Here is a 19,084-nt window from a genome sequence, read left to right on the forward strand (position 1 = left end):
GGCAGGGGGTGTCCGGACTGCGACCTCCGCTTCGCTTCGCTCGCTCCGGGCGCCGCCACGTCCGGACACCCCCTGCCCCCGCGGAGACTCCGGCGCCCTTCCCGCCGTCGTCCGCTTTCCGAGGAGGGTGAGCCAGAGGGTGAGGGTGCTTCGGAGGTCCTGTGGTCGTACGAGGGCGTCCACGTGGCCGTGGGCGTGCTGGTCCTCCGCCGTGTACGCGGCGGGGTCGGCGTCCGGTGGGCGGACCCGGGAGCCCGCGAAGGCCACCTGGGCGGACGGCAGGGCCAGGATCACGTCGGCGCCCGCCCCTACGGTGGCCCAGCCGCCGCCGGTCGACGGGTCGCGCAGCACCGTCACATGGGCCAGGCCCGCCGCGCGCAGCCTCGTCGCCGCCGCGGCGATCCGCTGGAGCTGGGTGAGGGCGATCATGCCCTCCTGCATCCGGCTGCCGCCCGTCGCCACCAGGGAGAGCAGGGGCAGGCGGAGGGTGGCGGCCGTGTCGTAGGCCGCCACCAGGCGGTCGCCCGCCGCGCGGCCGAGCGAGCCGCCGAGGAAGCCGAACTCGAAGACCGCCAGGACGCAGGGCCGGCCGCCTACGGTCGCCCTGCCGTACGTCACGGACTCGTCCTCGCCGGTGCGTTCGGCGGCCCGGGCCCGGGAGGCGTCGTAGCCGGTCCAGCCGAGGGGGCCGTCGGGCGGCTGGTCGGCGGGTGGCGCGGGGGCCGGTTCGAAGGCGTCGGCGACCAGGGCGACGGCCTCGCGGGCGGTGAGGCGGTCAGCCATCGAGGGCCTTCTTGAGGATCTTGCCCATGTCGTTGCGGGGCAGCGCGGTCAGGTAGCGGACCTCGCGCGGGCGCTTGTGCGGGGCCAGCAGCCTCGTCACGTGGTCGGCCAGCTCCTCGGGGCCCGGGGGCCGGTCGGGGTCGGCGGGGACCACCCAGGCCACGATCCGCTCGCCCAGGTCGGGGTCGGGCACGCCGGTGACGGCCGCCTCGCGCACCCCGGGGTGGTCGAGCAGGGCGTTCTCGATCTCGCCCGCCCCGATCTTGTAGCCGCCGCTCTTGATGAGGTCGGTGGCCTTGCGGCCGACGATCCGGACGTGGCCGTCGGCGTCCCGTACCGCCATGTCCCCGGTGCGGAACCAGCCGTCCTCGGTGAACGCCTCCCTCGTGGCGTCGGGGCGGTTGAGGTAGGCGGTGAAGAGGTTCGGGCCCCTCACCTGGATTTCGCCGATCGTCTCGCCGATCCTCTCGCCGATCGACTGGGTGGGGGTGGGGTGAGGGGGTTCTTCTTCCGTCACCAGGCGGAGGTCGACTCCTGGCAGGGGGAGTCCCACCGAGCCCGGGCGCGGGGGGCCGGCCAGGGGGACGGAGGTGTTCATGAGGGTCTCCGTCATGCCGTAGCGCTCGATCACCGTGCGGCCGGTCGCCGCGGTGATCCGCTCGTGGTCGCGGACCGGCAGCGCCGCCGAGCCGGAGACCAGCAGCCGGGCGCCGGTGAGGGCCTTGACGAGGGCCGGGTCGTGGGGGAGGGCCTCGGCCAGGCGGTGGTACATGGTGGGGACGCCGAACAGCATGGTCCCGCCGTCGCCGAGTTCCCGGGCGACGCCCTCGGGGGAGAACGCGCCCAGGTGGCGGACCTCGCCGCCGCGCCGCAGCGGGCCGAGGATCCCGAGGACCAGGCCGTGCACGTGGAAGAGGGGGAGGGCGTGCACGAGGACGTCCCGGCCCGTCCACCGCCAGGTGTCCGCCAGGGCGTCCAGGGAGGCGGTCACGGCCCGGCGGGAGAGGACCACGCCCTTGGGCGGGCCGGTGGTGCCGGAGGTGTAGACGATCAGGGCCGGGGATTCGGGGGGCCTCGGTGCCTCCTCGGCGCGGCGGGCGTGGGCGTGGGTGTCCACGTCGATCCTGGGCAGGGCCGCCGCCTCCCGGGGCAGGGTGTCGGCCGCGCCGGCGAGTACGGCCGCCGGGCGGCTGTCGTCCAGGATGTGGCGCAGCTCCGCCGAGCCGGTGCGGGGGTTGAGCGGGACGGCGGGGACCCCGGCGAGCAGGCAGGCGACGACGGCGACGGCGGTCTCCGGGGTCGGCGTGGCCCAGACCGCGTACCGTCCGGGGCCGGTCAGCCGCGCCGCCAGGGCGGCCGAGGCGCGGGCCAGTTCCGGGTACGTCAGGGTCTCGTCGCCGAACCGCAGGGCCGTGCGGTCGAGTGCGGCCCCCAGGGCCGGGAACAGGGCGCTCATGGGGGCATTCTGCCCACCTGTCAGGGGCGGCGCGCTGCGACCTTGCTCACCTCGGGGCCGGGTCGCCCTCGGGGCGGACGTTCCGCATCCGGCCGTACGCGTAGACGCAGCCCGCGAGGGCGAGGTCGGACAGCAGCATGAAGCCGATCGAGTACGAACCCTTGGCGCTGTAGATGGCGCCCATGACGAGGGGCGGGACGAAGCCGCCGAGGCCGCCCATCGCCCCCACGATGCCCGTGACGCTGCCCACCTTGGCCTGCGGGGTGACCTGGGAGACCAGGGCGAAGACGGAGCCGCTCGCGGTGCCGAGCCCGGCGGCCATGAGGAGCAGGGCGGTGGTGCCGCCCGGGTTCAGCGGCGGGTCGAAAGCCTGGACGATCGCCAGGAGGGCGACGACGGCCAGGGCGACGGCCGTCACCAGGGCGGGGTGGACGCGGTCCGAGAGCCAGCCGCCGATGGGGCGGAAGACGACGGTCACCAGGGCGAACCCGGCGGCCTTGGTGCCCGCGTCGGTGGGGTCGAGCTCGTACCAGGTCTTCAGGTACGTGGGGAGGTAGACGCCGAACGCCACGATGCCGCCGAAGCCGATCGCGTACAGCGCCGACAGCTCCCAGGTGACCCGCAGCCGGCCGGCCTCGCCGAGGCGGTGGGCGAGGGACGCGGCGGGGACGGGGCGGTCGGGGCGGTCGGTGATGAGCAGGGCGGCGAGCACGGCGTACGCGGCGAGGGCGACGGCCACGACGAGGAAGGGGAGGTTCTCGCCGTGCTTCGCGATCCTCGGGGTGAAGTAGCCGGACAGGGCCACGCCGCCCATGCCCATGCCGAAGATCCCGAGGGCGAAGCCCCGTTTGGCGGGCGGGAACCAGGAGTTGACCAGCGGGATGCCGATGGCGAACGTGGTGCCGCCGATGCCCAGCAGGAAGCCGACGACCAGCATCAGGGCGTACGAGTCCTTGACGACGGTCAGCAGCAGGACGGGCACGATGGTGAGCGCCGCGGCCAGCGGGAACATCTTCCGGGCGCCGTACCGGTCGGTGAGCGCGCCCGCCGGGATCCGGCCGAGCGAGCCGACCAGGACGGGGACGGCGACGAGCAGCGACTGCTCGAAGGAGCTCAGCGAGAGCCGGTCCCCGTACCAGCTCGCGAGCGGGGCGATCAGGTCCCAGGCCCAGAAGGTGAGCGTGAAGCCGATGGTCGCCAGGACGAGGTTGCGGTAGGCGGCCACGGGGATCTTCGCTTCGGTGTCCACGTCCCCAGTCAAGGGGCGGCGGCGGGCCGCTGCGCGCCGGGTTACGCCGGACGGGTCAGGGCCACTCCGTGACGGCGGGCGGGGTGCCGTCGTCCGCCGCGCGCAGGCGCAGGCCGTTCTCGTCCGCCGTCACCTCGACGGTCACGGAGCCGACGCCTGGGCGGCGGTGCGCGGCGGCGAGGGCCCCGCGCAGGGCGCCGAGCAGCCGGTCGGCGGAGGTGTCGTCGGCGAGGGTGTCGACGGCGCCGGAGAAGTGCACGGAGGGCTGGAAGCCGAGCAGGGCGGCGGCCCCGCCGGTCTCCCGCAGCACCCGGCCGCGGAAGGAGGTCGGGGCGTCCGCCGGGGGCTGCTGGAGGGCGAAGATCGTGGTGCGGACCTCCTGGATGGTGGAGTCCAGCTCGTCCACGGCCCGTTCGAGGAGGGTGTCCTCGTCGGAGGCGCCGTCGGCCCTGCGGCGGGTCGACTCCAGCATCATCTCGGTGGCGAACAGGCGCTGGACGACCAGGTCGTGCAGGTCGCGCGCGATCCGGTCGCGGTCCTCGTAGACGGCGAGCCGCTCCCGGTCGTGCTGCGCGTCGGCGAGCACCAGGGCGAGGGCCGCGTGGGAGGCGAACTGGGCGGCGAGCAGCCGGTCCACCGCCGTGTAGGGGGCGTCGCCGCGCCGCCGGGGCAGGGCGAGGGTGCCGATGAGCTTCCCGCCGCTCTGCAGCGGCAGCATCATCGAGGGGCCGAAGCGGCTGCGGACGTGGGTGGTCATCCGGGGGTCGCTGGCCGAGTCCTCGATGAACACCGGCTCGCCGCCGAGGAGCTGGACCAGGACGGGGGAGCCGGGGGCGATCGCGGTGCCGACGAGGTCGCCGGGGTCGTCGGTGGTGGAGGCGGCGACGATCTCCATGCCGCCCTCCTCGGTGGGCTGGAGCACCACCCCGGCGGAGGCGCCGGCGAGCAGCCTGGCCCGCTCGGCGACGGTCATCAGGGCGTTCTCGGCGGGCTCCTCGGCGAGCAGGGCCGTGGTGACGGCGGCGGCGCCCTCGATCCACCGCTCGCGCTGCCGGGCGGTCTCGTACAGGCGCGCGTTGCCGATGGCGATGCCCGCCTGGGTGGCGAGGACGCGCAGCAGGCTGCGGTCCTCCTCGGTGAAGGAGCCCTCGTGCCCGCCGGTGAGGCGGAGGTGGCCGAAGACCTCGGTGTGCACGCGGATGGGCACGGCGAGGACGTCGGTGCCGTCGGCGTCCTCGGCATTGGCGTCATCGGGTCCCTCGGGGAGCGGCTGCCCGTCGCCGCCGGAGGTGTACCGGTCGGTGACGGTCCCGCGCTCGGGGTCGAGGACCCCGAGCGTCCCGGAGCGGGCGCCGGTCAGCTGGGTCGCGGTCTCCACGAGGTGCTGGAGGGTGCCGCGCAGTTCGAGCTCGCTGCCGACGCCGAGGACGGCTTCGAGCAGCACGGGCAGCCGGGGGACCGGGGAGGCGTCGGGCCGTCCGGGCCGTCCGGTGCGCGGCCGCTGCCCGGCACCGCTCTCGTCCATGATCGACATGGGGTCATTGTCGTACAAAACACCCTGCCCGTGGCTATTCGCTTTCGGCCAGCGGGTCGAGCACGAGCGGCTGGATCTTCCCCTCCAGCATCGCACCCAGGCCCAGCACGGCGCAGACGTCGGGCCGCTCCGCGATGTGCACGGGCATCCCGGTGGCCTCGCGCAGCATCTGGTCGAGCCCCGGCAGCAGGGCGCTGCCGCCGACCATCATGATCCCCCGGTCCGCGAGGTCGGCCACCAGGTCCGGCGGACAGTCGCGGAGCACCTTGCCGATGCCGTCCAGGACGGCGGTCAGCGGGGTCTGGATGGCCTCCCGCACGGCGGCGGTGTCGACGGTCACCGACCGGGCCAGGCCGGTGGCCACGTCGCGGCCGTGGATCTCGGTGTACGTCGGGCCCTGGAGCGTCAGGCCGTTGCCGTGCAGGGCCACTTGCAGCGGGCGCACCGACTGGCTCGGCAGCATCAGCTCGTGGTGGTGGCGCAGGTGCTGGACGATCGCGTGGTCGATGGCCTCGCCGCCGACCGGGACCCGCTCGGCGGTGACGATCGCGCCGAGCGAGAGCACCGCGACCTGGGTGGCGGCGGCCCCGCACACCATGATCATGGTCGCGGTGGGCTGCTCCACCGGGAGCCCGCAGCCCACGGCCGCCGCGATCAGGGTGTCCACCAGCTCGACCCGGCGGGCGCCGAGCCCGACCAGGGTCTCCACGGCGGCGCGCTGGGCGAGCGGGTCGCTGTCGTGCGGGGTGCAGGCGGCGGCGCGCAGCCGGGGCTTGCGGCGGAGCTGGCGGCGGAGCTTGTCGCCCAGCAGGTGACGGAGCATCCGCTGGGCCATCTCGATGTCCACGACGGTGCCGCCGGAGACCGGGCGGACCACCCGGATGTAGTCCGGGGTGCGGCCGGTCATCTTCTCGGCGAGCGCGCCGACGGCGATCAGCGCGCCGGTGCGGGTGTTGACGGCGGCGACGGACGGCTCGTCGACGACGAGTCCGGCGCCCTTGACGAAGACCCGGGTGCGGGCTGCCCCCAGGTCGACGGCGACATGGCAGCGGCGCAGCTGCTCAAGGCTGACGGTCACGGCGTTCCTCCGGAGTGCGGTGCTGGCACGGGCGAGGCGGTGCGCGGAGCGCGGTCCTGTTGGCATCGTGCTGCCGCCCCGGCCCGGGCGCGCGCTGTGCTGCGCCGCCCGGGGGTGCCGCTTCACTGACGGAGGGTCAGGCTCGGGTCAGTGCTTCGCGGGGTGTCGCGGGCGGCAGCCGCTGGAGCAGGCCCCAGGCGAACTCGGCCGAGCACGCCGAGCCGTCGGGCAGGGTCAGGTCCAGGCGGGTCAGCGTGGGGGAGGGCTGCTCGCGGACCCGGGCGCCGGGGAACGCCGCGTACACCTCGTCCACCGTGCACCGCCAGGGCAGCAGGTCGGCCGCCGTGCGCAGTTCGGGTACGGGGGAGCCCGGCGCCCTGGTCAGGGTCCGGGACCAGACGGCGCGGCCGGGACCGGCGCAGACCGTGAAGCGGAGCTCCGGCCAGAGCGGCACCGGCCACGCCCACGCCTCGTGCCCGGCCGGCAGCCCCGGGACCGGCCGGCGGGACTCCGGGGCGCCCAGCGCGGCGCGGTAGCGGTCGAGTTCGCCCGGTCCGCGCCGGGCGTGCGCCCGCGCCTGCCAGCGCTTGTTCGCCTCGCGCATCGCGGTGCGGGTGGCGCCGAGCGCGCGCAGCGCGTCCTCGACGAGCTCCGGCTGGTGGTCGGCCATCCGGCGGAGCAGGACGAGCTGGAACTCGGCCGGTCCAAAGGGGGCGGCAGGGGTCATGCGCCCATCCTGCCCGAAGCGGGAGATTCGCGACGGCACGCCGCCGACCTGCGGTTTCCTCACAGGATCCTCACCTCTGCGGCTATCTGCCGGGCCGACGGGACGCATAGCCTGCGGGCGCCATGGACTACTGCCACTCGTGCCGACGGCATCTCAACGGCGCCCTGGCCTGTGCCGGCTGCGGGACCCCCGTCGAGGAGCTGCGGCACCGCGCCCCCCGCCCGGCCGCCGCGCCGCAGCCGCCGCCCCCGACACCGCCCGCCGGGGCGCAGTTCGGCGCCGCGTACGAGCTCGGCCCGCTGGAGCCGCCGGGGCGGGCCGCCGCACGCCGGGGCGCGCGCGGCGCGGGCCGGAGCGGGCGCCGGGCGCGGGCCCGGCGCGGGCGCGCGGTCCTGCTCGGCACCCTCGGCCTGGTGCTCGCGGCCGGGGCGCTGAGCGCCGCGCGGCTGGCCCTGGAGCCGGACGCGGGCGGCCCCGCCACCGCCGTCCAGGAGGCGGACGGCGTCGAGGCGCCCCTGGACCCGGAGCAGCCGCCGCCCTCGGAGAGCGCCGCGCCCCCCGACGGACCCGAGGGCCCCGAAGACCCCGACGCGGTCGGGAGCACCGGGCCCCCGGCCCCCGCCCCGACGTCCACCGGCCGCGCCTCGCGCGGCTCGGGCGGCGGCACGGGGACCGGCCCCGGCACGGGCTCCGGCACGGGGGATACGGGGGAGGGGGCGGGCTCCGGCGCCTCGCCGCGGGCCACCGGCGGCTCCCCGCGCGCGACCGGCACACCCACGGGCCCCGCCGCGACACCTTCCGGGACGCCCTCGGGCACCACCACACCCACGGCGACCGGCCCCGCCCCGACGGCGACGGGCCCGAGCGGCCCGCCGACCCCGGCCCCGAGCCCGTCACCGACGTGCACCCGCTTCCTGTGGTGGTGCGTCTAGGGCCTGTCGGCGCCCGGCGCGACTAGGGCCTGTCCGGCGGATCATGGCCGGGGTCGCGGCGTCTGGCACGGCACCTCGCCGCGTTGCCGAAACGCCCCAATAGCTCCGCTATCGAGACGCTCCGGCGCCTTGCGATGCACCGCACCAGACGCCGCGCCCTGTCCGACCCTGATCCGCCGGACAGGCCCTAGACCGTGCCGAGCATCCGCTTCAGCAGGTCGCGCAGGAGGGTGCGCTCGGTCTCGGTGAGTTCGCCGAGCGGCTCGCGGGCGAAGTGCAGCGAGTCGCGCAGCCGGCGGGCGACCTCGCGGCCCTCCTCGGTGGGGGCGGCGACCTTGACCCGGCGGTCGGCGGGGTCGGGGCGGCGCTCCGCGAGGCCGCGGGCCTCCAGCCGGTCGATGATCCCCGTCACGTTCGACGGCTCGCACTTCAGCTTGTCGGCGATCTTCCGCATCGGCGTGGGCTCCAGGGCGAGCAGGCCGAGGACGCGGGCCTGCGCGCCGGTGAGGGCGTGCCGGGCGGCGGCCTCCTCGTACTCGTCGTGGTAGCGCGCCACGACGGTGCCGATGAGCTCCACGACTTCCAGCGTCAGGGGGTCCGTACGTGTGGTGGGCATGGCCGCATCGTACTCCGATACTTGACAACATGAAATATTGAGGCGCATGGTTGTTTGAGTTCATGAAGCATTCTTAGGAGGCTCCGCCGATGTCCGCACTGCCCGCGTCCAGCCGTGAGTGGCACCTCGTCTCCCGTCCGCATGGCTGGCCCGTGCCCGCGGACTTCGCCCTGCGCGAGACCCCGGTCGCCGAGCCCGCCGAGGGCCGCGTCCTCGTGCGCAACCTGCACTTCTCCGTCGACCCGTACATGCGCGGCCGGATGAACGACACCAAGTCGTACATCCCCCCGTTCCAGCTCGACCGCCCCATGGACGGCGGCGCGGTCGGCGAGGTCGTCGCGTCCAACGCGGAGGGCTTCGCGGTCGGCGACCACGTGCTGCACGGCCTCGGCTGGCGCGAGTACGCGGAGGTGCCCGCCCAGCACGCCACCAAGGTCGACCCGGAGCTCGCCCCCCTCTCCACGTACCTCGGCGTCCTCGGGATGCCGGGCCTCACCGCCTACGCGGGCCTCTTCGAGGTGGCCTCCTTCAAGGAGGGCGACGCAGTCTTCGTCTCCGGCGCCGCCGGTGCCGTCGGCAGCCAGGTCGGCCAGATGGCGAAGCTCAGGGGCGCCTCCCGGGTCATCGGCTCGGCCGGCTCCGACGAGAAGGTCACCTGGCTGGTGGAGGAGCTCGGCTTCGACGCCGCCTTCAACTACAAGAACGGCCCGGTCGCCGAGCAGCTCCGCGCCGCCGCCCCGGACGGCATCGACGTCTACTTCGACAACGTCGGCGGCGACCACCTCGAAGCCGCGATCTCCTCGCTCAACGTGCACGGCCGCGCCACCCTCTGCGGCATGATCGCGCAGTACAACGACACCGAGCCGGTCCCCGGCCCGCGCAACATGGCCATGATCATCGGCAAGCGGCTGCGCCTCCAGGGCATCCTGGTCGGCGACCACTACGGCCTCCAGCCGCAGTTCGTCCAGGAGGTCGGCGGCTGGCTGCGCTCCGGCGAGCTGAAGTACGGCGAGACCGCCGTCGAGGGCATCGAGAACGGCGTGGACGCCTTCCTCGGCCTGCTCCGCGGCGAGAACACCGGAAAGATGATCGTCTCGGTGACCCGTTAGTCTTCCCTCAGCCGTCGCGATCGTGGGCGCGAGTCGCGGCGAACGAAGAAGGAAGACACCAGCATGTCCATCCAGCACTCCGACGTCCTCTACACCGCCGTCGCCACCGCCGAGAACGGCCGCGACGGCCGGGTCTCCACCGACGACGGGCAGCTCGACGTCGTCGTGAACCCGCCGAAGGCCATGGGCGGCTCCGGCGCCGGCACCAACCCCGAGCAGCTCTTCGCCGCCGGGTACAGCGCCTGCTTCCAGGGCGCCCTGGGTGTCGTCGCGCGCAACGAGAACGCCGACGTGTCCGGCTCGACGGTCACCGCCGAGGTCGGCATCGGCAAGAACGACGAGGGCTTCGGCATCATCGTGAAGATCTCGGCGACCATTCCGAACGTGGACGCCGAGACGGCGAAGAGCCTCATCGAGAAGGCCCACCAGGTCTGCCCGTACTCCAAGGCCACCCGCGGGAACATCACCGTGGAGCTCGCGGTCTGATCACGGGATACCGTAGAAGGGGGCCGCACCCCGACCGACCGAGGTGCGGCCCTCCTTCACGTGTGCCCGCGCACGCCCGTCAGCGGGCCAGCAGGGCCCGTCCCACCAGGGCGAACGAGCCCTTCGGGTGGTCCCGGAACAGCGGCTCCGTGCCGATCAGCGCCACCGGCGCGCCGTACCCGGCCCGCCCGCTCACCGCCGCGGCCCGCCCGGCCGCGTCCGCCGGACCGCCCGTGCCGTCCGCCGAGGCCCGCCAGTGGCCCGCGACCAGCGGCGCGACCGGCGCGTACGTCAGCTCCGCCCGCACCCCCGCCCCGAGCCCGGTGAACCACAGCGGCCCGTAGACGAAGGCGTGCCCCGGGGCGCCCGAGGCCAGCGGTGAGTCCGCCGCGCGCACCCGCACCACCCCGTTGGCGTCCTCGTTGCCCGCGACGGCCGTGACCCGCAGCAGCCCCGCCGCCGCGTTGAAGGCGGCGCCGTCCGCCCCGACCGCGACCACGCCCGCGCCGCCCGCCCGCAGCGCGCTCCGCGCCGCCGGGGTCAGCTCCGCCCAGTCCAGGCCCCGCGAGACGTACAGCACGTCCCCGGGCGCCCAGCGGAAGCCCGCGTTCAGCCGCTCGGCCGACACCGGGACCACCTCGAAGCCCATCTCCCGCAGCGCGAACAGCTCGCCCGACGCCGCCGAGGCCACCACCCGGGTGCGGGCCAGCGGCGCCGTGCCCCGCTCCTTCGTGGCCGCGAACACCACCCCGTACCGCTCCGCGAGCTCCCGGGCCGCCTGCCGCGCCGAGCCCGGCACGACCGCCGCCCCGTGCTCCGTGCGGCGCACCGCGACCCCGCGCGCCAGCAGCGCGTTCAGCGCCGCCAGCTCCTTCGGGTCGTCCAGCCGCAGCAGCAGGTCGCCGCGCGGGGCGACCGAGCCGGTCGGCGCCGCCGCGTGGACCGCGCGCGCCACGGCCGGGACCGGGCCGCGCTCCACCGTCCGCACCGTCGCGCCCCACAGCCGGCCCAGGCTCCAGCCCGAGATGTCGTACATCGTCGACACGTCGGCGCTGATGTCCCGGCCGTCCGCCAGGATCACGTTGGCGATGCCCCGCTTCGGCTGCCGCAGGTCCACCACGTACGAGCCGTCCTTGGCCTGCCCCACCCGCACGTCGTTGGCGAGCAGGTGGTCCACCAGCCGCGCCGCCGCGACCGCCGACCTCTGCGAGCGCCCGGCGGGGATCACGTACGCGCGCGGGAACGTGGTCGTGTACACGTCCTCCGGGCCGATCCCCGGCACCCCGGGCACCGTCTCCGGCGACACCGGCCGCTGCGGCTCGCCCGCCGCGCCCCGCCGGAAGGTCTCGATCTGGTCCGCGAGCACCGAGGCGCGGTGCGCGTCCGTGTAGTCGAGGGTGGCCCGCATGGCCGCGCCCGCGATCGCCGTGTTGATCGCCGAGCGGCGGCGCAGCTCGGCCACCGGCAGCGTGTCGTACTCCTCGTTGTTCACCGCCATCGGGAACTCGACGGTGTGCGCGGCGACCGCGCCCTGGAACGGCATGTACTGCGGGGTGAAGATCGGCGGCCAGTCGTCCCAGCCCTCCGGCATGTCCCGGAACGGGATGACGGCGGGTTCGACGCCGTCCTTCGCCGGGGTGTAGCCGAGCCCGTTGACGGCCTTCTCCATGCCGAGCGCGTTGGCGTAGGAGTTCTTCAGGAACAGGTCGTACTCGTAGTTCTCGCCGTGCGGCGGGGTGGTCGGCTCGATCAGCGTGCCGTTGACGTAGCCGTGCAGGTCGAGCATGACGGCCGGCTGCTTGTCGATGGCGATCCGGCGGATGGCCCGCGCCTCCGGCTGGGAGGCGGTGACGAAGTCCCGGTTGAGGTCGAAGCCGTCGGCGTTGGCGCGGGTGCCCGCGATCCGGCCGTCCGGGTTGGCTGTCACGTTCAGGTAGATCCGGGTCCGGGCGAGCAGCCCGGCGGTCTTGCGGTCGGTGGCGGTGGCCAGCTCCTCGATGAGCTTCAGGGCCGCGTCGGTGCCCTCCCACTCGTTGCCGTGGATGTTGTTGTTGATGAGGACCGGCGTCTTGTACGCGGCCTTGATCCGGGGGTCCTTGGCGGCCGAGGCGGGCGCGTTCTCGATGCTCTCGCGCATCCGCTCCTGCTCGCGGCTCTGCCCGGCGGACTCCGGCGCGGTCACGGTGACCAGATACAGCTCGTGCCCGCCGGCCGAGCGCCCGGCGACCTCGACGCTGACCCGGTCGCCCAGCCGCTGGAGCGCGTTGAGGCGCGGCGCGAGCGCGTGATACGGGGCGAGGCCCAGCTTCAGCGACTTGTCGGCCGGGTCGGCGGGCGGCACGGTCAGGGCGGTCCGCCGGGGGTAGCCCGCGCCGGGGCGGGCCGCGGCGGCCGGGTCCGCGGCCCGGTCCAGGGTGCCGAGCGCCCGGGGCGGCAGGGAGGCCGCGGTGTCGTCGGTCCCGCCGTCCTCCCGTACGGGATGGGGCCGGGGGCCCGGCGGGCCCGGCGGCGCGGCGCTCGCCGGGAGCGCGGTCAGGACCAGCGCGCCGAGCGCGGCGCAGGTCGTGGCGATCAGAACGGAACGGGGTCGTGCCATGCGTGCGAACCTCCGTGATGGTCCGATGATCATTACGGAGGGGTCTACCGTCTCAACTCGGGAACAACAAGAGGGCGTCCGGTCGACCGCCGTTAGGGTGACCACCATGCGCGATTTCGGGGTGGGTTTCGGTTACCTGGTGCAAGGCCAGAAGTGGGTCGGCCGGCACGGGCGGTGGTTCGGCTTCGGGCTGCTGCCGGGACTGGTCACCTTCGTCCTCTACGTGGGGGCGCTCATCGGCCTCTTCTACGGCGCCGACGACCTGACGGCCTGGGCCACCCCCTTCGCCGACGACTGGAGCTCGCCCTGGCAGGGCGTGCTGCGCGGCACCCTGACCTTCCTGGTCTTCGCCCTCGGGCTCTTCCTCGCGGTGATCACCTTCACCGCCGTCACGCTCCTGGTCGGGCAGCCCTTCTACGAGTCGCTGTCCGAGGAGGTCGACCGCAGCCGGGGCGGCGACGTGCCCGAGTCGGGGCTGCCGCTCTGGAAGGACCTGTGGATCTCGGCCCGCGACAGCCTGCGGGTGCTGTTCCGGGTCGCGCTGTACGGCGTGCTGCTCTTCGCCGCCGGTTTCATCCCGGTGGCCGGCCAGACCGTCGTCCCGGCGATCGGCTTCTGCGTCTCGGGCTTCTTCCTCGCCGAGGAGCTGACCGCGGTCGCGCTCCAGCGCCGGGGCGTCGAGCTCAAGGAACGGCTGGGCCTGCTGCGGGGCCGCCGGATGGCCGCGATCGGCTTCGGGCTGCCGCTCACCCTCGCCTTCCTCGTCCCCTTCGTGGCCGTGCTGCTGATGCCGGGCGCGGTCGCGGGGGCGACCCTGATGGCCCGCGAGCTCAACGGGGAGACGGACGCCGAGCCGACGGACGCCGAGGCGGGCGCGGGCGCCCCTTCCGGCGCCTGAGCGCCCGCTCCCGTACGCCCGGCCCCCGGCCCCCGTCCCCCTCAGTCCAGCACCGGGTGCAGTTCCGGGCGGGAGTCCCACCAGGCCCGGTGGAAGTCGTTGGTGGGGACGTTCGCCAGATAGGCGCGGCCCGCCGCCCGGTACAGCAGCCCGGCCCGCCGCTCGGAGACCGCCGCCCGGTTCCAGGCGAGCCGGATGCGGCCCGTGATCGGGTCGCCCGCCAGCGGGCGCAGCACGGTCCCCTCGGCGGGCGGCGCCGTGGGCTGGCTCACCGAGATCGCCCGGCCGCCCGCGATCAGGTCGTAGTGCATCTTGCGGTCGGCGATCCGGTAGCGCAGCGTCGGGGTGAACCCGGCCTTGCGGCAGGCGGCGACCAGCGCCTCCGGGCCGCCGTCGTCGTCCTCCACCAGCGTCATCCACGTCTCGCCCGCGAGGTCCGCGAGCTCCACCCGCTCCCGCGCGGCCAGCGGGTGGGCCGCCGACATGCGCACGCAGAACGGCTCCTTGGGGATCAGGGTGCGGGCCGCGGTGCCCTCCGGCAGCGGCACCTCGTGGTCGTTGCACTCCCCGTAGACGATGGCGTCGTACTGCCCGGCGCCGAGCATCCGGCTGAGCGTGGTCACCGAGTGCTCGATGCTGACCGCGATCTCCTGGCCCTCCAGCTCCAGCTCCTGGTCCAGCTCCCCGAGCAGCCGGTCCACCAGCACCAGCAGGATGCAGCCGAGCCGCAGCGTCGGGTGCGGCTCGGCGGCGCGGGCGCCGGCCGCGAGGGCGTCCATCTCGCCGAGCACCCGGCGCGCCTTGGCCAGCACGAACTCGCCGAGCGGGGTGGGGTCCACGCCGTGCCGGCCGCGCACGAACAGCTCGCCGCCGGTGGCCCGTTCGATCCGCCGCAACTGCGCGGACAGCGCGGGCTGGGAGACCCCGAGGCGGGCCGCCGCGCGCCCCAGACTGCCCGTCTCCGCTATCCGGCAGACCGCTTCGAGATGCCTCAACTCCAGCTGCATTTCAGCAGCGTACGCAGCGGATGAGGGTCGGCGGCAGGGTTCGGCGGGACCCGACCATAACGCGCGTCTTATGTCCGGTGGGATGTCCCCGACTTGCCATGTCCACGCACATACTCGGGCGTCCCACCGTCTCCCCCCCCCACCCTGATCGGAGCAGACGTGCACCCCACCAGACTCTCGGCGGCCGTCGCGGCGCTCGCCCTCACGGCGAGCCTCGCGGGCACCCTCGCGGGCACCGCATCCGCCGCGGCGCCCGCGCCGCGGCCCGTACCGCCGGGGCACGGCAAGTCCCTCGCGCTGGCAGCCGCCGACAAGGCCGCCGACAGCGGCCTCGACGGACTGCGCCACGGTGTGGACGAGGAGCTCGTCCGCACCGCCGTCACCCCCTGGAGCGGCGGCCTGTACTACGCCACCTACCAGCGCACCTACAAGGGGCTGCCGGTGGCCGGCGGCGACGCCGTGGTCCTCTCCGACAGCGCGGGCAAGGTCCGCGACGTCACCTCCGCGCCCGCCCCGGCGATCAGGCTCTCCACCAAGGCCACCGTGAGCTCCGCCGCCGCGCTGGCCACCGCCCGGGGGCAGCTCGCCTCGGTCGAGAGCGCGAGCACCCCGGAGCTGACCGTGCTCCTCAAGGGGAACAAGCCGGTCCTCACCTGGCACACCCTGGTCGTCGGCCGCACCGCCAAGGACCTGCCGAGCTCGCTGGACACGTACGTCGACGCCCGCACCGGCGCCGTCGCCCGCGCCACCGACAAGATCCTGCACGCCGACGGGCGCGGCTACCACAACGGCAACGTCACCATCGACACCGCCGCGGGCTCCATGACCGACACCAGCCGCGGCTCCTTCAAGTGCGGCGGCCAGAACGGCAGCGCCTACACCGGCTCCTCGCCCTGGGGCAACGGCACCGCCAACGACCTGGTCACCGCCTGCGTCGACATCATGTACGCGGCCCAGCGCGAGTCCGACATGCTCAAGCAGTGGTTCGGCTACAACGGCCAGAACGGGCAGGGCGGCATGGTCCCGGCCCGCGCCGGGCTGAGCGAGGTCAACGCCTACTACGACGGCACCAAGACCACGTACGGGCGCAACCAGAACGGCACGATGCAGCTCACCGGCATCGACGTGGTGGCCCACGAGTACGGTCACGAGATCTTCGACCGCACCCCCGGCAGCTCCGGCTCGTCCAACGAGAACGGCGGCATGAACGAGTCCACCGGGGACATATTCGGCGCGCTCACCGAGCACTTCGCCAACAACCCGAACGACACTCCCGACTACACGGTCGGCGAGAAGCTGAACTTCCTCGGCGACAACAAGCCGATCCGCTACATGTACAACCCCTCGCTCGCCAACAACGACCCCAACTGCTACACCCAGTTGAGCTCGGGCACCGAGGTGCACGCGGCGGCCGGCCCGCAGAACCACTGGTTCTACCTGCTCGCCGAGGGCTCCAACCCGGGCGGCGGCAAGCCCGCCAGCCCCATCTGTTCCGGCGGCCCCTCCTCGGTGACCGGCATCGGCATCCAGAAGGCCGGCAAGATCTTCATGGGCGCGCTGCTGATGAAGACCTCGTCCTGGAACCACCTGGCCGCCCGCAAGGCGACCCTCTCCAGCGCCAAGAACACGTACGGCAGCGCCGAGTGCAACGCGGTGAAGGCGGCCTGGAACGCGATCGGCGTCCCCGCCCAGTCCGGTGAGACCGACTGCGGCGGCACCACCACCCCGGACTTCTCGCTGGCCCTGAACCCGGCCTCCGGCTCGGTCCAGCCGGGCGCCTCGGCCACCTCCACGGTGAACACGAGCACCACCGGCGGCAGCGCGCAGACCGTGCAGCTCTCCGTGAGCGGCGCCCCGAGCGGCACCACCGTCTCCTTCAGCCCGTCCTCGGTGACCTCGGGCGGCTCCTCGACGATGACCGTGCAGACCGGGGCCGGCACGCCCAACGGCACGTACGCGATCACCGTCACCGGCACCGGCTCGGCCACCCACACGGTGACCTACCAGCTGACCGTCGGCTCCGGCAACCCGCAGCCCGGCGGCTGCGACAACGCCGAGTACACGTACCAGGGCACCCTCGCCTCCGGTCAGGCCCAGGCCCAGCCGGACGGCTCGTACTACTACTCGGCCACCTCCGGCACCCACACCGGCTGCCTGCGCGGCCCGGCCGCCGCGGACTTCGACCTCTACCTGCAGAAGTGGAACGGCTCGGCCTGGGTCGACGTCGCGGTCGGCGGCACGGCGAGCGCCGACGAGGACGTCACCTACAACGGCACCGCGGGCTACTACCGCTATGTGGTCCACGCCTACAGCGGCTCCGGCGCGTACACGCTGGGTCTGAGCGCCCCGTAAACCGGGGTCGGGGCGCCGTCGCGGACCGGGGGTTCCGCGGCGGGCGCCCCGAGCCGGACGGCCGGTGGTCCCGCACCGGTCGTCCGGCGTTTCCGCGCGCCGGTCCTCCGGCGCGTCCGCGCGTGCCCCGGGCGCGCGCGGACTCCGCGCGCCGGGCGGCCGGTGCCTCCCCCGTCAGCGGCCGTCCGGCACCTCCGCCAGCGCGTACCCCGGCTCCGTGCCGCCCGCGTCGGCGGTCCTGCGCCCGTCCGGGCCCCAGGCGCCCGCGCGCCCGGCGCCGACACCGTCCTCGTTGGCCCCCAGCACGTTGCCGAGGACCACGTGCAGCCCGAAGTCCCGGGCCCGCGCCGGGTAGACCGTCTCGAACGAGTCGTTGCCGGCGCCCAGCACCGAGCTGGCCAGATAGACCGCGCAGCCGTCGGCGGCGGCCCGCTCGGCCAGCTCAGGGAAGCGGTTGTCGTAGCAGGTGGCGGTGGCGAACCGGACCCCGTCGAGCGTGAAGCGCCCGTCGGCGGTGCCCGGAGCGAAGACCTCCGCCTCCACCCCGTACAGGTGCCGCTTGTCGTAGCGGGCGAGGAGCGAGCCGTCCGGGCCGATCACCAGCGTGGTGATGCCCGGCCGCCCCGAGGCCGTCCGCACCGGCCCGTTGACGACGGCCGCCGCCCCCGCCTCCCGGCAGGCCGCCCGCAGCGGTTCGAGGCGCGGGTCGTCCTCGGTGAGGACCAGGGCGGGGGTGTCCCGGATCAGGCTCGGCTCGTAGCCGGTCAGGGCCAGCTCGGCGAAGACGACGACCCTGGCCCCCTCGGCCCCGGCGGCCCTGACGAGCCCGGCGGCGGTGCGGACGTTGGCGGCGATGTCCCCGGCGGCCGGGGCGAACTGGGTGGCTGCGACGATCATGGCCGCCATCATCCCGCGCCGCCGGGTAAGGATCAACAGAGCTGAGAGAGTATTAGCTCCGCCGGTCAGGACCCCGCCGCCACCGCCACGATCGCCCGCACCTGGGCGATGACGTCCAGCCGGTTGCGGACGAACTCCGGGTCGGTGACCGTCCCCGTCGCCGGGTCCGCGTTGGCGGCGCCGAACTGGAGCACCGGCGTGTGCACGTGCCCGCCGGGCAGCCCGGTCAGGCCGAGCCGGTCGCGCAGCAGGGTGGCCCGGTAGGCGATCTCGTTGGAGAGGTAGTTCCCGCCGCCGCCCGCCCGCGCCAGCGAGCCTGGTGTCGGGCCGTCGGGCCGCACCACGGGGGTGTCCGCGCCGGCCGGGACCTCGGTCACCGAGGTGTTGTCGTAGACCGGGAAGCGCCCGGTCGCCGCCGCCGTGATCGCCGCGTACGGGAGGGTCGTCGAGGTCCACTGGGGCTGCGCGGCCGGACCGGCCACGGGCACCGTCCCGGTCTCCGACACGTTCTCGTTGTCCGGGAAGCCGCCGCGCCAGGCGCCGTTGGTGCGCTCGATGTCGAAGCGGCCGGGGCGGCCCTGGCTGACCGTGGTGAAGAGGTCGACCTCCGCCAGGTGCGGGCGCAGCGTCCGCTCCACCGTGCCGTCCGCGAAGTCGGCCCAGCGGACCGGGAAGACGGCGGTCTCGACCCGGGCGAGCGAGCCGTCGGCGGTGCGCAGCCAGGTGCCATCCAGGGCGAGCGCGGTGGCCCCGGAGGGGTTGCTGATCCGCACGTCCCGGTCGAGCGTGAAGGGGTCGAAGCCGGTCAGCAGGATCCGCTTGACGCCCTTGCCCCCCTTGCCCGCCGGGTAGCGGATCGAGTCCTGCCCGCGCGAGGCGCGCTCCAGCCGGTCCATGAGCCGGGCCCGGCCCTCGTCGGTGACCGCGAACCCGGGGCGCCAGCCGCGCAGTTCGCGGGTGAGGGCGAGCCGGGCCCAGTACAGCGGCCGGTCGTCGTCCCGGGACAGGTCGCCGTGGAGCGGCCCGCGCCCCTGCGCCCGGTCGACGGCCCGCCGCCACAGCCCGGATCCGTACCGTACGACGGTGTCCTCGGCCTGCCGGACCGTGCGGGCGCGGGCCAGCGCGGCGGCGAACTCCGGTGCCAGGGAGTCGAATCCGCTGCGGCGCAGGACCTCCCGCGGCACGGCCCGGTCGAGCCGGGCCTCCTCGGCGGTGACGGCGGGGGCGGGATCCGGTGCGGGGGAGGGGGCGGCCGTGGCGGGCGGGGCGCCCACCGCGAGCGAGGCGGCGGCGAGGGCGAGGGCGAGCGTGCTGCGTATCGGGGACAACGAAGGTCCTTCCGTGCGGCGGTGACGGGCCGCCGG

General features: G+C 74.8%; 16 protein-coding genes. 5 read left to right on the forward strand and 11 right to left on the reverse strand.

The window, feature by feature from the left end:
• From AB0C99_RS15425 to AB0C99_RS15450, 6 genes are all read right to left on the reverse strand, one after another.
• Positions 1-783 (reverse strand): carboxyl transferase domain-containing protein (locus AB0C99_RS15425; RefSeq protein WP_362475011.1); only part of this gene is annotated, 783 nt, incomplete at its 3' end.
• Positions 776-2,239: an acyl-CoA synthetase gene (locus tag AB0C99_RS15430; protein WP_362475013.1), complete on the reverse strand. Its 1,464-nt coding sequence runs from the start codon at positions 2,237-2,239 to the stop codon at positions 776-778. The genes AB0C99_RS15425 and AB0C99_RS15430, both read right to left, overlap by 8 nt.
• Before the next feature lie 46 nt (positions 2,240-2,285).
• Positions 2,286-3,488: an MFS transporter gene (locus AB0C99_RS15435; RefSeq protein WP_362475015.1), complete on the reverse strand. Its 1,203-nt coding sequence runs from the start codon at positions 3,486-3,488 to the stop codon at positions 2,286-2,288.
• 55 nt (positions 3,489-3,543) lie between these two features.
• A complete protein-coding gene (locus AB0C99_RS15440) occupies positions 3,544-5,013 on the reverse strand; it encodes a GAF domain-containing protein (RefSeq protein ID WP_362475311.1) in 1,470 nt (489 codons plus the stop codon).
• A gap of 43 nt (positions 5,014-5,056) precedes the next feature.
• Positions 5,057-6,100: a rod shape-determining protein gene (locus tag AB0C99_RS15445; protein WP_362475017.1), complete on the reverse strand. Its 1,044-nt coding sequence runs from the start codon at positions 6,098-6,100 to the stop codon at positions 5,057-5,059.
• A 136-nt stretch (positions 6,101-6,236) separates the two neighbouring features.
• Positions 6,237-6,827 (reverse strand): hypothetical protein, encoded by a 591-nt coding sequence (locus AB0C99_RS15450; protein WP_362475019.1) that lies wholly within the window; start codon positions 6,825-6,827, stop codon positions 6,237-6,239.
• Between the two features lie 122 nt (positions 6,828-6,949).
• Here AB0C99_RS15450 and AB0C99_RS15455 point away from each other — a divergent pair, with 122 nt between their 5' ends.
• Positions 6,950-7,759 (forward strand): hypothetical protein, encoded by an 810-nt coding sequence (locus tag AB0C99_RS15455; protein WP_362475021.1) that lies wholly within the window; start codon positions 6,950-6,952, stop codon positions 7,757-7,759.
• A gap of 187 nt (positions 7,760-7,946) precedes the next feature.
• Here the strand turns inward: AB0C99_RS15455 and AB0C99_RS15460 are convergent, their stop codons facing one another.
• On the reverse strand, positions 7,947-8,375 hold the full coding sequence (locus AB0C99_RS15460) for a MarR family transcriptional regulator (protein WP_362475022.1): 429 nt from the start codon (positions 8,373-8,375) through the stop codon (positions 7,947-7,949).
• Positions 8,376-8,464: 89 nt separating this feature from the next.
• On the opposite strand from AB0C99_RS15460, the gene AB0C99_RS15465 reads away from it, so the two are divergent.
• Positions 8,465-9,484, forward strand: coding sequence for an NADP-dependent oxidoreductase (locus tag AB0C99_RS15465; RefSeq protein WP_362475024.1), 1,020 nt, complete (start codon positions 8,465-8,467; stop codon positions 9,482-9,484).
• Between the two features lie 63 nt (positions 9,485-9,547).
• On the forward strand, positions 9,548-9,970 hold the full coding sequence (locus AB0C99_RS15470) for an organic hydroperoxide resistance protein (protein WP_362475026.1): 423 nt from the start codon (positions 9,548-9,550) through the stop codon (positions 9,968-9,970).
• Between the two features lie 79 nt (positions 9,971-10,049).
• On the opposite strand, the gene AB0C99_RS15475 is transcribed toward AB0C99_RS15470, so the two are convergent.
• Positions 10,050-12,566 carry a M14 family zinc carboxypeptidase gene (locus tag AB0C99_RS15475; protein ID WP_362475028.1) on the reverse strand — a complete coding sequence of 839 codons (2,517 nt, stop codon included), beginning with the start codon at positions 12,564-12,566 and terminating at the stop codon, positions 10,050-10,052.
• Between the two features lie 106 nt (positions 12,567-12,672).
• On the opposite strand from AB0C99_RS15475, the gene AB0C99_RS15480 reads away from it, so the two are divergent.
• The gene (locus AB0C99_RS15480; RefSeq protein WP_362475030.1) at positions 12,673-13,464 is read left to right on the forward strand and encodes an EI24 domain-containing protein; all 792 of its coding nucleotides are present in this window, start codon (positions 12,673-12,675) and stop codon (positions 13,462-13,464) included.
• 41 nt (positions 13,465-13,505) lie between these two features.
• On the opposite strand, the gene AB0C99_RS15485 is transcribed toward AB0C99_RS15480, so the two are convergent.
• A complete protein-coding gene (locus tag AB0C99_RS15485; RefSeq protein ID WP_362475032.1) occupies positions 13,506-14,471 on the reverse strand; it encodes a LysR family transcriptional regulator in 966 nt (321 codons plus the stop codon).
• Between the two features lie 159 nt (positions 14,472-14,630).
• On the opposite strand from AB0C99_RS15485, the gene AB0C99_RS15490 reads away from it, so the two are divergent.
• Positions 14,631-16,823, forward strand: coding sequence for a M4 family metallopeptidase (locus tag AB0C99_RS15490; protein ID WP_362475034.1), 2,193 nt, complete (start codon positions 14,631-14,633; stop codon positions 16,821-16,823).
• 174 nt (positions 16,824-16,997) lie between these two features.
• On the opposite strand, the gene AB0C99_RS15495 is transcribed toward AB0C99_RS15490, so the two are convergent.
• Together AB0C99_RS15495 and AB0C99_RS15500 are read right to left on the reverse strand one after the other, a co-directional pair.
• Positions 16,998-17,720, reverse strand: a complete 723-nt coding sequence (locus AB0C99_RS15495; protein ID WP_362475036.1) for a carbon-nitrogen hydrolase family protein — start codon at positions 17,718-17,720, stop codon at positions 16,998-17,000.
• Between the two features lie 65 nt (positions 17,721-17,785).
• Positions 17,786-18,994 carry a pyroglutamyl peptidase gene (locus AB0C99_RS15500; RefSeq protein ID WP_362475313.1) on the reverse strand — a complete coding sequence of 403 codons (1,209 nt, stop codon included), beginning with the start codon at positions 18,992-18,994 and terminating at the stop codon, positions 17,786-17,788.
• Positions 18,995-19,084: the final 90 nt, after the last annotated feature.

Source organism: Streptomyces sp. NPDC048659 (assembly GCF_040650575.1).
GTDB lineage: Bacteria > Actinomycetota > Actinomycetes > Streptomycetales > Streptomycetaceae > Streptomyces.